The organism is Paenibacillus dendrobii (genome assembly GCF_009807035.1).
GTDB classification, from domain to species: domain Bacteria; phylum Bacillota; class Bacilli; order Paenibacillales; family Paenibacillaceae; genus Paenibacillus_AQ; species Paenibacillus_AQ dendrobii.
On the sequence record NZ_WUBI01000001.1, the window covers coordinates 959,975 to 973,075 of the forward strand.

General features: G+C 45.6%; 14 protein-coding genes. 5 read left to right on the forward strand and 9 right to left on the reverse strand.

Annotation, left to right across the window (positions count from 1 at the left end; all coding sequences use genetic code 11):
- Positions 1-47: 47 nt before the first annotated feature.
- The gene (locus GRF59_RS04070) at positions 48-815 is read right to left on the reverse strand and encodes a DODA-type extradiol aromatic ring-opening family dioxygenase (protein ID WP_160496366.1); all 768 of its coding nucleotides are present in this window, start codon (positions 813-815) and stop codon (positions 48-50) included.
- 31 nt (positions 816-846) lie between these two features.
- Positions 847-1,200 (reverse strand): DoxX family protein, encoded by a 354-nt coding sequence (locus tag GRF59_RS04075; protein ID WP_160496367.1) that lies wholly within the window; start codon positions 1,198-1,200, stop codon positions 847-849.
- A 141-nt stretch (positions 1,201-1,341) separates the two neighbouring features.
- Between GRF59_RS04075 and GRF59_RS04080 the strand changes: the two genes are divergently transcribed.
- Positions 1,342-1,719 (forward strand): winged helix-turn-helix transcriptional regulator, encoded by a 378-nt coding sequence (locus tag GRF59_RS04080; protein WP_160496368.1) that lies wholly within the window; start codon positions 1,342-1,344, stop codon positions 1,717-1,719.
- A gap of 77 nt (positions 1,720-1,796) precedes the next feature.
- Positions 1,797-2,267, forward strand: a complete 471-nt coding sequence (locus GRF59_RS04085; protein WP_160496369.1) for a GNAT family N-acetyltransferase — start codon at positions 1,797-1,799, stop codon at positions 2,265-2,267.
- Between the two features lie 102 nt (positions 2,268-2,369).
- On the opposite strand, the gene GRF59_RS04090 is transcribed toward GRF59_RS04085, so the two are convergent.
- Both GRF59_RS04090 and pepF read right to left on the reverse strand, forming a co-directional pair.
- Positions 2,370-3,248, reverse strand: coding sequence for a hypothetical protein (locus GRF59_RS04090; RefSeq protein ID WP_160496370.1), 879 nt, complete (start codon positions 3,246-3,248; stop codon positions 2,370-2,372).
- 436 nt (positions 3,249-3,684) lie between these two features.
- On the reverse strand, positions 3,685-5,484 hold the full coding sequence (pepF, locus tag GRF59_RS04095; protein ID WP_160496371.1) for an oligoendopeptidase F: 1,800 nt from the start codon (positions 5,482-5,484) through the stop codon (positions 3,685-3,687).
- Positions 5,485-5,713: 229 nt separating this feature from the next.
- Between pepF and GRF59_RS04100 the strand changes: the two genes are divergently transcribed.
- The 3 genes from GRF59_RS04100 to GRF59_RS04110 all read left to right on the forward strand — a co-directional run bounded on the left by GRF59_RS04100 (position 5,714) and on the right by GRF59_RS04110 (position 7,527).
- A complete protein-coding gene (locus GRF59_RS04100; RefSeq protein WP_160496372.1) occupies positions 5,714-6,142 on the forward strand; it encodes a hypothetical protein in 429 nt (142 codons plus the stop codon).
- Between the two features lie 326 nt (positions 6,143-6,468).
- Complete coding sequence (locus GRF59_RS04105; RefSeq protein WP_202128486.1) at positions 6,469-6,840, forward strand: ArsR/SmtB family transcription factor; 372 nt, start codon at positions 6,469-6,471, stop codon at positions 6,838-6,840.
- 48 nt (positions 6,841-6,888) lie between these two features.
- Entirely contained in the window at positions 6,889-7,527 is a 639-nt protein-coding gene (locus GRF59_RS04110; RefSeq protein ID WP_160496373.1) for an NAD(P)-dependent oxidoreductase, read from the forward strand.
- Positions 7,528-7,674: 147 nt separating this feature from the next.
- Here GRF59_RS04110 and GRF59_RS04115 read toward each other — a convergent pair whose 3' ends face one another.
- The 5 genes from GRF59_RS04115 to GRF59_RS04135 all read right to left on the reverse strand — a co-directional run bounded on the left by GRF59_RS04115 (position 7,675) and on the right by GRF59_RS04135 (position 13,101).
- Positions 7,675-8,409, reverse strand: a complete 735-nt coding sequence (locus GRF59_RS04115) for an amino acid ABC transporter ATP-binding protein (protein ID WP_160496374.1) — start codon at positions 8,407-8,409, stop codon at positions 7,675-7,677.
- Entirely contained in the window at positions 8,402-9,841 is a 1,440-nt protein-coding gene (locus GRF59_RS04120; RefSeq protein ID WP_160496375.1) for an amino acid ABC transporter substrate-binding protein/permease, read from the reverse strand. The genes GRF59_RS04115 and GRF59_RS04120 overlap by 8 nt, the downstream gene beginning before the upstream one ends.
- 220 nt (positions 9,842-10,061) lie before the next feature.
- Entirely contained in the window at positions 10,062-10,862 is an 801-nt protein-coding gene (locus GRF59_RS04125; RefSeq protein ID WP_160496376.1) for a carbohydrate-binding protein, read from the reverse strand.
- Positions 10,863-10,984: 122 nt separating this feature from the next.
- A complete protein-coding gene (locus GRF59_RS04130) occupies positions 10,985-11,908 on the reverse strand; it encodes a cation diffusion facilitator family transporter (protein ID WP_160496377.1) in 924 nt (307 codons plus the stop codon).
- 215 nt (positions 11,909-12,123) lie between these two features.
- Positions 12,124-13,101 (reverse strand): phosphotransferase enzyme family protein, encoded by a 978-nt coding sequence (locus GRF59_RS04135; RefSeq protein ID WP_160496378.1) that lies wholly within the window; start codon positions 13,099-13,101, stop codon positions 12,124-12,126.

The window sequence follows — 13,101 nt, forward strand, 5'->3', positions numbered from 1 at the left end:
TCTCAGGCTTTTTTTCACACCGTTTTCTGACGGCTGTATTTCCGCAATTAAAACTGAAAGCATAGCGTACTCCCTGTACCGTGCTCCACAGTGTCATACAAGACACGAATATTTCTTTCGGGTGTTCCGCTACCCAGAGCGATGAGCAGCGGAACGAAGTGTTCTGGACGCGGAACGGCCAATGCTGCATGCGGGGCTAGAACCTCATACTGACTCAAGGATTCAATATCCCGCTCGACTGCTTTGTCCCGAATCCAATTTTTGAACTCCACGGCCCAATCGCGAGGCGGTGCATCCTTATCACGGTCCAATGCTCGAAGATTATGACTCACAAAACCACTGCCAATTACAAGAATACCTTCCTCTTCAAGCCCCTGTAGCGCTTCGCCGATGGCAATTTGTTGTCTTGCCGGCAAGAAAGGATTGACCGATACGGGAACGATTGGGACATCCGCTTCCGGATAAGCATGCATCATGATCGGAAATACCCCATGATCGAGTCCCCGGTATTTCTGCTGGACAGGAATGTTATGCCGTTTCAGCCGTTCCTCCACAATAGAGGCAACAATCGTTGACCCCCTCGCCGGGTACTGTACTTGATAAAAGGAATCCGGAAAACCGTAATAATCATAAACCATTTCATGCACATCATCTGTAGCCGCAATGGTTGTTATTTCGCTTTCGAAATGCGCCGAGAATATAACGATCGCTCTAGGACGATTTTCTTGCCCGAATCGTTTGAGAAACTGCGTATAATCGGACTCCTCAAAGATGGTGAACGGTGAACCATGTGCCAAAAAGACGGGTGAAAGCATCATTTGACCTCCTATATTCTATATGAAGATATTAAAAACGGCCAATCGCAATAAATACAGCTAACACCAACAAAATAATGTTCATCCCGATTCCCTGATATTCTTTTCGCTTCGCGTGAAATCCAGCAGCCAGAAGCATGACTACGCCAAGGCCCACTGCCGCAATCGGCGTCAGGATGGGTAATATTCCCGTGGCCTCAGGCAAGATTAAACCAAGTCCCCCAAGCAGCTCCGCGATCCCGATAAAAATGACTAATCCTTTCGACGACTCTTTTACCCAAGGCATTGAAGCCTTCGTTTTTTCATACTGAAATGCTTTCGTCGAGCCTGCAAAAATAAACATCAATCCTAAAAGGCCCTGAACGATCCACAATGCGATATTCATGAACTGAATGTCCTCCTTGTAAATGGCTTATTTATAGAGATATAATAATACCAAGGGTCATTCACCGGAAGTAGGCACTAATACTATACCTAGTATACAAAAAGATACCTACACGTTATTGATTCCAAAGGAGGACTTCAAATGTCTAATGAATGCAGAGTCGAGACAGCATTAGAGATTTTAGTTGGCAAATGGAAACCTGTCATTCTATTTCAGCTTTTTTCCAATGGTACGATGAGATTTAGCGAACTTCAAAAAGCGATACCGGATATCACCAAAAAAATGCTGACCGCGCAATTAAGGGAATTGGAGTATCATGATATTGTTCATCGCGAGATCTATCAGCAAATCCCGCCAAAAGTCGAATATTCCATTACGGAATACGGCAAAGGCATGACCTCTGTATTACAAGCGATGAATGATTGGGGAATGGCTCACGTTGAGCATATGAACGAGTTGTACGGGGAAGATAAAACGGTGGAATCTTTTGAAATAACTGATGAGCTTGTTGGGAAGTAAACAACTCAGCATCAATGCTTCTCTTCATGGTTCGAAAAAAGGCGTGTTACTCATGTTCAATAATGGAGGTTTACATCATGGTCATCCGAGAGATCGAAGAAATAGATAATAAACAGGTGGAGCATTTAATCCGGACATGCTTGGTAGAGTTCGGCGCGAACAAGCCGGGCACCGCGTGGGCAGACCCTGATTTGGGAGATTTATATCATGTATATCGTCGTGAAGGTTCCAAATACTGGGTTGCAGAGGAAGAAGGCAAAATCGTTGCCGGCTGCGGCATCGGTCCGGTACAGAACTTTCCGCGCATTTGCGAATTGCAAAAAATGTACTCTTCTGAGGAAGTTCGGGGAATGGGAATCGCAACCCAATTACTGCAAATTGCCTTGGATTATGCCAAAGATTACTATGACAAGTGCTACCTAGAAACGCTCAGCAATATGGGCGCAGCCAATACATTTTATAAAAAACACGGATTCACATTACTAGACAAGCCTTTAAATGCAACAGAGCATTTTGCTTGTGACGCCTGGTATATGAAAACGTTGTGAGAAAAATTCCGTGAAAGTCTTGCTATATCCTTCTTTAAAAAAACGTATGACCGGTATATATATACCGGCCATACGACGATTATGTTTCAAATCAACTGCGCCTTACCAGGACGACAGTTCCGTTCTTTTCCAGCTGTTTTGGGCAACGCATACGTATACATGCTGGTCGTCCCAAGCCATCTGTCCTTGACTGCAAGGGGCACTGGATGACGCTGGCGTATACTTCTCGCGTATGCGCAGCTTATCTCCGTTCACGTCCAGCTTGGTATCCGGATCATTTGTGCCGATCCCGATATTGCCGTTGCTTCGTTGCATCGTGAGCGCGGAATCCACCACTTCACCATCATCGCCGTAACGGACGAACTGAAGATTGGCCCCCGTGTCATCGCCTGCTTCCTTCGAGCTGTCCGCCCTTACGGCCCATCTCGCCGTTGTCTTGTTATCCTTGCCGGCTACGCTGAACTGGAGGTCCCGGTTCGAATCCTTTTCCCCCGCGACCCGCAAAATACCGTTCATCACATTGAAGTTGGACGAATGGGTGCGGATCTCGCTTACGTCCGTGTCATAAGGAATTTCAAACCGTGTGAACAGCTGGTTAGCATATTTTCCTGTCGGTGACATCGTTGTCTCAAATGAGATATGTTTATGGTCGTGCTGCTCCGGATTATTCGCTTTATCGTGAGAGATGATCGCAGTCTTGTCCATGCCTTTCTCGTCGGCCCATACGATCGCGGGCTTGGCCCGATCCCCCGTCCATTGCAATCGGATCAGATCGGATAGATGCCCCTCCTCCTTGATCCACTTCTGGTCGGTGGACAAGTGCAATCGCTCGTTGTGAGGAATGCGAATTTCGCTGCCGTTTTGTTTGGCTTGTCCCAACGATGATTCCGCCGAACTCAATTTTTGATCGGTGCAGCCGATGCTAAACAAGCAAACACCTCCCAGAATAATCTTTGCTATCATCCCCTTCGACTTTTTCATGCATGTCCCTCCGTTATTCGTTGTATTTCGTCTTTATTCGTGTTTACGAACAAAAATGATTCCGTTTGATCGTATTATATCCAGCACACTACGTACACCCATTTGCTCAAACATCCCAGAAAAATGGTTCTATTCAGCTATAAAATGTAGAAACAAATTGTCCGATGGCAGTGCTTAGGTAAGGTTTCGGCTAGTAATAACCCACATCAAATCATAAAAGCCTCCTTTTACGCAGTTTGTTGTATTTATATGTACTTGTACCTAGAGGGGACAAGTTTCACTGCCATCAACCATATAAACCTTCTGATTGGTACGAGCAGACCAAATGAGCCGATTTATTCAAAAAAGGGTAGCCGTTGCGCATCATAGCGCTGCTACCCTTTTAAACAATTGAATGTTTGTTATTTTTTAACCGATATTTTGATACGTCAAGAACTTAATACAGGCGCTCCAGTTCATCGATTAGCGATCCTACGTAAGCTGCAGCACTGCGCAACGGATCCGGCTGCGACATGTCCACCCCGGCCAATTTCATCAGTTCAAGCGGACTCATGGAACCGCCAGCTTTTAATACTTCAAGCCAACGATCCACCGCAGGCTGCCCTTCCTCCTTGATGAGCTTGGCTACAGCGGTAGAAGCGCTAAGACCCGCGGCATAAGTGTAAGGGTACAAGCTCATATAATAGTGCGGTTGTCGCATCCAGGTCAACTTGGCATTCTCATCAATCACCACGTCCTCACCCCAGAACGAAGAAAGGATCTCTCCCTTCAATTCGCACATCTTCACAGCGGTAATCGGTACATCTTTCATGGCAAGATCATATACCCGGCGCTGCAGCTCTCCTTCGAGCAAGTGAGTTACGAAGTTGTGGAAATAGGTGCCCAGCAGCTGTGAAATCACCCAACGACGCATTCTGGGATCAGTCGAGCGTGCCAGCAAATGATCCGCAAGCAGAAGCTCATTCATCGTAGATGGAGCTTCAATGAAATACAGGGAGGGTCTTAAGTTCGTCAAACGCTGATATTTGCCCGCCAGCATGAAGTGACCGGCATGTCCCACTTCATGGGCAAGCGTAAAGGCTCCCCTCATGCTATTAGCCCAGCTGATCAAGATATACGAATGAACGCCGGGAACCGACGAACAGAAAGCACCCGTTCGCTTACCTGCGTTATCCGCATAATCCACCCACCGGTTTTGGAAAGCATCCGATACGATCTCCCCGTATTCTGGCCCAAGGATGGATAAGGCTTCCTTGATCAGGTCTCCTGCTTCCTGAAACGTAATACTTGGACTGTAATCCGGATCAAGCGGAGCCTTAAGGTCCGCAAACGTCATTTCATCCAAATGGAGAACGCGTTTCTTGAGTGCCGCGTATCGGCGCATATGGGGCGCAAGCTCATCTTGCAAAATATCCAATACATTGTTATACATGTCCTTCGTAACCTGCTGCGGCGTTAACAACATGTCCGTGACAGATTCATACCCGCGCAGCCGCGATTCGATCACCTGGCGTTTGACCTCGGTTCCATAAGTTTCAGCGAAAGTATTGCGGTATTTGTGCAGCGTCTCGCTAAATGCTTTAAACGAGTTGCGGCGCAAATCGGTATCCGGAGATTCAACGTATTTATTCTCGTAAAGCGCAAACGAAACCGGCACTTCTTCCCCGTGACCGTTCTTCGTAGAAGGAAACGTCATATCCGCGAGTTTGCTTCGCTCATAAATTCGGTAAGGAGCCCCTAGCACCTCACCGAAGGAGGCCAGCACCTTCTCCGTCTCTGCCGACAAACGGTGCGGTTTGGTTTGCAACAGTAAGTTCAGGCTCCGTTCGAACTCCAGAAGCTCCGGTTGCTCTTGTATGTATTGATCGATCGTTCCTTCCGGAAGAGCGATGATTTCTGATTTGATGATGGAGATAGCGGAACCGATGCTTGATGCAAGGTCACGCGCTTTTGCGGCGTTCATCTGATTCTCCGGACTGATGCTGTCGCCGGATTGGTTCAAGTAAGCATAGGATCCGACACGGCTGATTCGACCCTGAAGCTCTTCCTGTGCGATCAGGCAAGCCAACAGCGTATCCGCTCCTTCGCTCAGTTTTCCTTCAAATTTGCTTACAGAGGAGATATCCTGCGAAACAGCCTTTAATTCTTCTTCCCACGCCTCTTTGGTTTCAAAGATGTCATTTAAGTTCCAGGTTGATTCCACATTCACTTCTGCTCGAGTTAAAATTTTCGACATATGCTATGCACCTCTCCCATGTATTAATTGACCTATGTTCGGTTCCAATAAAACCCATTGTATCATAGATTCGAAGGGCTAAACTTAATAAAATATTTTAGATGAATTTAAAGAATAATTAAGGTTCTCCTCAGGTTTGAGGTTTACAATGTCAATAAGATGAGAAGTCTACACCCCATGATCAACACAATAAAGTGCAACAAAAAACACGAAAAGAGGATTTATAACCATGAACATAAAGCGAGTGATGATTGTCGGAACGATGGTAGTCGTTATGTCCTTCGGAGGCACAGCGCTAGGCGGCTCCATCACAAGCGCTAGTCCTGTATTGAAGTGGTCTTTCCCTGGCGTTGCGGAAAAAGATGACCTGCTGGATGCACTCAATTATTCCTCTGACGAGGAACTGTACGACTCCTTGTACGAAGGTCAATCCCTTCATGACATTGCGGTAGATCGAGGCGGTAACATCGCAAAGGTCATCGAGCTGCAAACCGCGCAACTTGCACAGCAGCTGGATGACCGCCTAAATAGCGGAAGCATTACCGCCGAGCAATATGCCGCTCACAAGGAAGAACTTAAGGAAATCGTCGAACAGAGTGTCTTCACTGCCTTTGGTCATCAAGAGGTACATAAAGGCACAAATCGTTACCATTCATAACCATATCGTGGACCCTTTCGACCTGTCCAGTTATGACGCATGCAAAATTAAAAGCGCCAAGCCATAAGGCTTAGCGCTTTTTTGTCGATCATCCTTAAAGATCGTTATTTCAACGCTGCAAACTCTCAGGCATATTCCACTACTCCATGTACACCGATAAGCCAGCCAAATGCTCCTTCACCAAAAAACGAGGTGTCATTTCAGGATCATTTCATCATCCTAGGCTCTTATATATCCGTCTCGATTTTCTTTCCCAATGAATAATTCACGGTATATTGTGCTAGCATGGTTCGTAGGATTCAACCATTCGACAGAAGGAGCTGAACATGGATAATCAGGAACGTTTAAAACGCTTGGCGAAAGAATTCAGCGAATGTCAAAATGCCCTGACAGCGATCGGTGACCAAACTCGTCAATCTATTATTATCGCTATGCTGGAAAATCCCGATGAAAAGGGTATCCGGGTAGGCGAAATCACGAAATACACCAATTTGTCTCGACCAGCCGTATCCCACCATTTAAAGGTGTTGAAAGATGCCCATTTTATCGGAGTTCATCGCGAAGGAACTAAAAACTATTATTATCTGGACCCGACAAAGAGCTTTGTTCTACGACTTAAGCATCTAATAGAAAATATCGAAACCATCATGAACGAATATTATTGGGACAATCCCTTTGGACACAAGAAGGACGAATAAATGGTTATATATGAAAATTGATATTGACGATCAATCAGGAGGAAAGACATGAATATTATCATTTTTGGAGCGAACGGAAGAACGGGGCGCGAGCTGATTTCCCAAGCATTGAAACAAGGTCACAGCATTACCGCCTTTGTCAGGGAACCGGCAAAACTGGATATAGTCCATGAGAACTTAAGAATTGTACAGGGGCAAGTAATTGATTATGCTGACATTGACAAGGTTGCGAAATCCGAACATTATGACGCGGCATTTTCTGCGTTGGGAGCAAAAAGTATGTTCAAAAGAGAACCCCTCCTTATTGAAGCCATGAAAAACATCATCAAAGCGATGGAGGAAAACGGAATTAGCCAGCTGATTCACATCTCGTTTACCGGGGTCCGGAAAGATTCCGAACATCTAGGTATGTTATATAAGCATATGATTCCGTTATTCATGAAAAATCTGCTTCGGGATCATAGGGAAAAGGATGCTTTACTGAAAAACAGCCGCCTCAATTGGACTTTAGTGCAGCCGCCAATTCTGACTTCGGGACCGTTTACGGGCAATTATATACATGAAGCAGAAATTGCCAAAGGCAAGTCCTATACATTGAAGTTATCCCGAGCCAATTTAGCCGATTTTATGTTAAAGCAGTTACAGGATCCCACCTATCATCATCAGGAAGTTTTCGTCACTGAATAATTTCATCTGTTATATAAGAAACGATGATAGCATGTTGAAACTGCATATTAAAAAGCTCATTCTCCGTTCGGAGAATGAGCTTTTTCTAAACTTAAGGTGCGACGTATTGTTGCTATCTACGGCTAATGGTATGTTCAACGCCATTGATCAAGCCTTCAACACTTTCTCTAAGAAGCTGATCGTGCGTTCATGCTTAGGCTGGCCGAAGACGTCCTCCGGTTTGCCCTCTTCCACGATATAACCCCCATCCATAAAAATGACGCGATCCGCCACCTCGCGAGCAAAGCCCATTTCATGCGTGACAATGACCATTGTCATTCCCTCGCGCGCCAAATCATTCATGACGCCAAGCACTTCGCCGACCATTTCGGGATCGAGGGCAGACGTTGGTTCATCGAATAACATGATGTCCGGATTCATTGCCAGTGCCCTCGCAATGGCCACCCGCTGCTTCTGTCCGCCCGACAGATGACTTGGGAAAGCCTCGGCTTTATCCGACAAGCCGACCTGTTCCAGCAATCGCAGCGCCGTTTCACGTGCCTGTTCTTCGGTTTGCTTGCCCAGTTCCATCGGAGCGAACATGATGTTTTTCAGAACGTTGAAATGCGGGAACAGGTTAAAGTGCTGGAACACCATTCCGATATTTTCGCGAACCTTGTTAATGTCGGTTTTGGGATCGTTAATGTCTTGATCATCAACGATCACCTGCCCGGCTGTCATATCCTCGAGTCGGTTCATGCAGCGAAGGAAGGTACTCTTGCCAGACCCGGAGGGTCCGATCACGCAAACTACCTCACCCTCTTTGACTTCCATATCGATGCCCTTCAGTACCTGATTGGTCCCGAAGCTCTTCTTTAGTCCTTCTACCCGGATTTTACCCATGACGCACCTTCCTTTCCAGGCGGCTAGAAATTTTAGTGAGAATGGTAATGACAATCAAGTACATGACGGCTACCATGAGCCAGATATCAAATGAAGCAAAGGTTCTTGCAATAATGATTTTACCCGATTGGGTCAACTCGACTAAACCGATGGCTGAAAGAATGGACGTATCCTTCAGCGTAATCACAAGCTGGTTAATGAATGACGGAATCATGATTCGGATGGCCTGCGGGATAATAATCTTCATCATGGATTTCCGGTAAGGCAGACCGAGTGAGCGTGCAGCTTCCATTTGACCACGGTCAATGGACTCAATCCCCCCTCGGATGATCTCGGTGACGTATGCGCCTGCATTAAGACTAAGCGTCAGTACCGCTGCCACGAACAGCGGCATTTTGAAGCCCAATGCCTGCGGAATGCCGAAATAGATGAAGAAAGCCAGCACGATCAGCGGGATACCGCGGAACAAGTCGACAAATACGGTTGCGGCGCCTCTCAGCCACTTATTCCGCCCCACCTTCATGAAACCGAAGATGAGTCCCAAAATGAATGCAAAAAACAGGGATACGATCGTGTAGATCAGTGTTTTACCCAGACCCTTAAGCAGTGGCGGGATAGATTGCTTCATAAGTTCGGAGCGGCTAAGGCTCCCCGGTCCTTCATCCGAAATATACTTATCTTTGATTCGATCATATTCGCCATTGGCATTCAGGTTAGCCAAACCGGCATTGAATTTTTCTAGCAGCTCCTGATTCTGTCCTTTGCTGACGGCGAATCCGTAAGAAGCGCCTTTCGTCGGCTCCGTGACGCGTTTCAATCCGTTTTTCTGTTTCACCCCGTAAGCAAGCACGGGATAATCATCAAAACACGCAGCAGAGTTTCCGGCCTTTACATCTTCATACATCTGAGAAGAATCATCGAACGGAACGATCGTGAAACCGTATTTCGATGAAATCGATTCCGCGAAGCTATATCCTTCAGTTCCCGTCTTTACGGCCACCTTTTTACCTTTCAAGTCTTCATAGCCCTTGATATCCGTATTATCCTCTTTAACGGCCATGAGCACGCCGGAATCAAAATAAGGTTCCGAGAAATCGAATTTTTGTTTCCGTTCCTCCGTGATACTCATACCGGCAATAACGCCATCCACCTGATGGGATTCTAAGGCCTGTACCGCAGCGTTAAACCCAAGAGGTTTGATCTCGTACTTGAAGTTCTGATCCTTGGCGATCGCCTCCAGCATTTCCATGTCAATCCCCACGTACTTGCCGTCCACATCTTGAAATTCAAAGGGGGCAAACGTGATGTCCGTTCCGATTTGATATACTTTTCCCGTGGCAGGTTCCGCTTCAGCAGATTCCAGCCCCAAAGGGATCCCCGTTACGAGAAGCAACAGCGATAAGGTGAATAGTAATACTCGTATTGTTTTCATAGGGTCCTCCTCTTGATAAACAACTCTTAAGAAAGTTACCCATTTATTGTTCTTCCTTAAACAACTAATGCCAAATTCATGCTCAATCTTCCATAAAAAAAGCCAGTTCGGCTAAAGCCGAACTGACTGTTGACGCCGAAGCAGCGTCTGCGTCACACCAATATATTCCATATAAATAAAGCTTGTTAATAACTCCACTCATGTAAAAGATAACAAAGAATCATGACTTCGAAGCTTCGCGGCCGAAGATTTCAAACTGGGTGAGTGCAGGGAATGGGGAAGGATCATCGGATTGAATGAGTTCTTTCAAAGTAACCCACTCCACTTTTCTAGGTTCCAGATTGATCATTTGCTGTAAGTGGGTTTTCTTCAGTTCCGCTACGTATGTACTTCCGTCCGAAAAAGCGAGCGTAACCCGCTCCCAGTAATTATCATGCGGAAAATCCGCCCGAATCGTCAGCGCAATCTGATCAATTTCAACGAGTCTTCCAAAGTTTACGGTGATCTCGGCATCTTTCTTCTGATTGATCCCCCAGGATTCAAATGGCCACTTGCCATGGGAGAAATTCACGGTGTTCCCGTTAATCGCATTACGGGCAGCGAATACAGATTCGCCGCGGGTTTCAACATTAGCGACCGCATGGGGGTAAACGGTTTCATTTTCATGCTGATCATACACATTGAGCGCCAGGTTTTTGTAAGCATCGATTTCATGCTTCGCAGCCATCCGCGCCGTCAGCGCATGCAATTCTCCGCTGAAAGATTTTAGGGAGTAAGATTTCTTTTTCTCATCAAATGGAATGACGAACCGGTACTCATGACCGGTCATGTAAATAAATGCCGGATCCATGGCGTCATCAAGCTGAATAACCAGGTAGACATCGATATGTTCACTTCGCAAAATAATTTGATCCCCTGGCTCGTAGGCTCTCTCATAAACCAACTGGGCTTGTCCCGCATCCGTACCGGTCGCCTGTACGACTCCATCCGCGCTTCGAATTTCAAGTGAAATCTGATTCATCATGCATTCTCCTCATCTGTATAAAATTCCGACTGCCTCTTTCATCTTATCCTATTCCTTTGCATTCAAGCTACCTTATTTCGCAATAAAAAGCCTGAAAAATCAGGCTTTTTATTGCGAATTTACGATTTCACCTTGATCCGATCATGATCCTGCACTTTGTCCTCGGGATACCATGGATTAATGTGGACCAACACCTCTTGAACAAAGTCAATTCGGCCTATGATCGAATTCTTAATCTCCTTGCTGACATCATGCCCTTGTTGTACCGTTAATTCGTTGGGAATGCTCACTCTAACATCCACCATGATGTAATTTCCCAGTTCCCTCGCCCGTATTCTATCAATTCTTTTGACATCGGGCACGGCAGCAACAATCTCTTTTAATTGATCAAGTTCAGCCTCGGAGATATTTTTTTCCATAAGGATATCTACAGATTCCCGCGCCATTTTGTAAGCGAGTCTACCTACAAAATAGGATACGATAATGCCCGCAAGCGGATCACCGTACTTAGTCAAAGGGATATCGAAATAATCACCGATCAGAGCAACGCCGATACCGGCAACAGCTGCGATGGAAGCATAAACGTCAGCAATATGATCATATGCCGTTGCGATTAAGCTTTTACTATTTTCATGTCTTCCAATCCGCATGCAATATACGTATAACCATTGTTTCCATATTAGAGAAATCAAAGCTGCTACCAGCGCGATAATGCTCGCTTCCGCAGCAGGCTGAAACAGAGCTTCTATGGACTTTACTACCATGAGCACAGCGGCTAAAGCCAAGATGATGGCAACGACGTCTGAAGCGATGACCTCCGCTTTTCCATGACCATACGGGTGATCGTCATCTGCCGGTTTTTTCGATATTCTTGTTGACGTCAGTGCAGCAAAGGTAGCTACCACATCACCAGCATTATGAACACCGTCAGCAATGAGGACTTGGCTCTTGAAAATAAACCCGACAATTATTTTCAAACCCGTTAATGCCAAATTGCTGATCAGACTAATCCACACCGCAAGCTCTGTCTTTTTTTTATACATTCTTCGCTATACCTGCCTTGAAATTAATAAACAGCTTATTTATAATACCTTACTGGTTTTGTGTGGGTCTAGAGAAACAGTTTTGTCCTCCTCATAAAATGAAGTGCCCCTCTAACTTTATTGTTCAAGTACAATTATGTTTCGCAAGGCCACAACCCGAATTGAAGTGCTGTTATCTGCATTGGCGATGTTAAGATTAAGATGAATATACCTGCTCAGATTTTATAAAAAATTCGTTCTTCGGCTAGAAAAGGACTGCAATAATTAGCACAGAGCAGCGGCATTCGCTCTTTCATCCATGCATAAACCGATTCATTCTCCATCTGAAAGACATAATATCCGATAATCGCAACCAACATAAACCCTTCCAATATAACGATATCGTCTTCTTCTATCACAGAGGATCCATAATATCCCTCAAGGAACATTCGCCTATATTCCGCGGGAATCATCATTGCCCCCATAGCCACGTCCAACAAGTAATACCCTGATCCGAAAAACCCGAAATCAATAAAAGAAGTCTCCTGATCGGAAGTTATAATGATGTTTCCAAGACCCAAGTCTCCGTGAATGAGCCCCCATGAATCTGCTGTGTTCCCGTTCTCCTCAAGTCTGGAATTAATCAGCTTAATCGTATTTTCTATGATGGATACATCAGAAGAAGTGAATAACCCTTTGTCAACTCCTCCCTTGATGACTGAGTTCATATGTTGGTTATATGCGATTCCCTGGCTAGGACGTTTCTCTAGGCCGTCTTGCGAATAGTTCTTGAAAAAGGCATGAAGCTCTGCGAGTTGGAGACCCAGCTTTTTGACCAATTCAGGGTTGGCAACATCATCCTTATGTAAGTCTCTTCCTTCCAGCCACGTAAGCATCGAGCAATTCAGAGATTCTCCTTCGTAATCAATTACCATGATGAACTTGCCCTCGTGAGTGCGAAGAGGTTTTTGGACCTTGAAGCTGCTGCATCGGGATAGTTCCTCCAGCATCTGAAGTTCACCCAGAAGACCCTCATACGTATGCTGGAGGCCTGCCATGCTATCTTTGAGAGGTTGATGAATGCGCAGGACATAAGAACTGCCGTTAGCATCATCCACCTTATAGGTTCTATTCTCGTTATGCCTCAGAAATGTAATCACGGGTTGATGAATGCCGTAGCCTTGTAAAATACCGTTAAGATCGTCGTTCGTCAT

Coding starts and splice junctions, on each gene's coding strand:
- GRF59_RS04135 (WP_160496378.1), bottom strand. CDS start 13,101: ATGACGAACGACGATCTTAACGGTATTTTACAAGGCTACGGCATTCAT.
- GRF59_RS04125 (WP_160496376.1), bottom strand. CDS start 10,862: ATGAATCAGATTTCACTTGAAATTCGAAGCGCGGATGGAGTCGTACAG.
- GRF59_RS04070 (WP_160496366.1), bottom strand. CDS start 815: ATGCTTTCACCCGTCTTTTTGGCACATGGTTCACCGTTCACCATCTTT.
- GRF59_RS04085 (WP_160496369.1), top strand. CDS start 1,797: ATGGTCATCCGAGAGATCGAAGAAATAGATAATAAACAGGTGGAGCAT.
- GRF59_RS04115 (WP_160496374.1), bottom strand. CDS start 8,409: ATGGGTAAAATCCGGGTAGAAGGACTAAAGAAGAGCTTCGGGACCAAT.
- GRF59_RS04120 (WP_160496375.1), bottom strand. CDS start 9,841: ATGAAAACAATACGAGTATTACTATTCACCTTATCGCTGTTGCTTCTC.
- GRF59_RS04090 (WP_160496370.1), bottom strand. CDS start 3,248: ATGAAAAAGTCGAAGGGGATGATAGCAAAGATTATTCTGGGAGGTGTT.
- GRF59_RS04075 (WP_160496367.1), bottom strand. CDS start 1,200: ATGAATATCGCATTGTGGATCGTTCAGGGCCTTTTAGGATTGATGTTT.
- pepF (WP_160496371.1), bottom strand. CDS start 5,484: ATGTCGAAAATTTTAACTCGAGCAGAAGTGAATGTGGAATCAACCTGG.
- GRF59_RS04080 (WP_160496368.1), top strand. CDS start 1,342: ATGTCTAATGAATGCAGAGTCGAGACAGCATTAGAGATTTTAGTTGGC.
- GRF59_RS04130 (WP_160496377.1), bottom strand. CDS start 11,908: ATGTATAAAAAAAAGACAGAGCTTGCGGTGTGGATTAGTCTGATCAGC.
- GRF59_RS04110 (WP_160496373.1), top strand. CDS start 6,889: ATGAATATTATCATTTTTGGAGCGAACGGAAGAACGGGGCGCGAGCTG.
- GRF59_RS04105 (WP_202128486.1), top strand. CDS start 6,469: ATGGATAATCAGGAACGTTTAAAACGCTTGGCGAAAGAATTCAGCGAA.
- GRF59_RS04100 (WP_160496372.1), top strand. CDS start 5,714: ATGAACATAAAGCGAGTGATGATTGTCGGAACGATGGTAGTCGTTATG.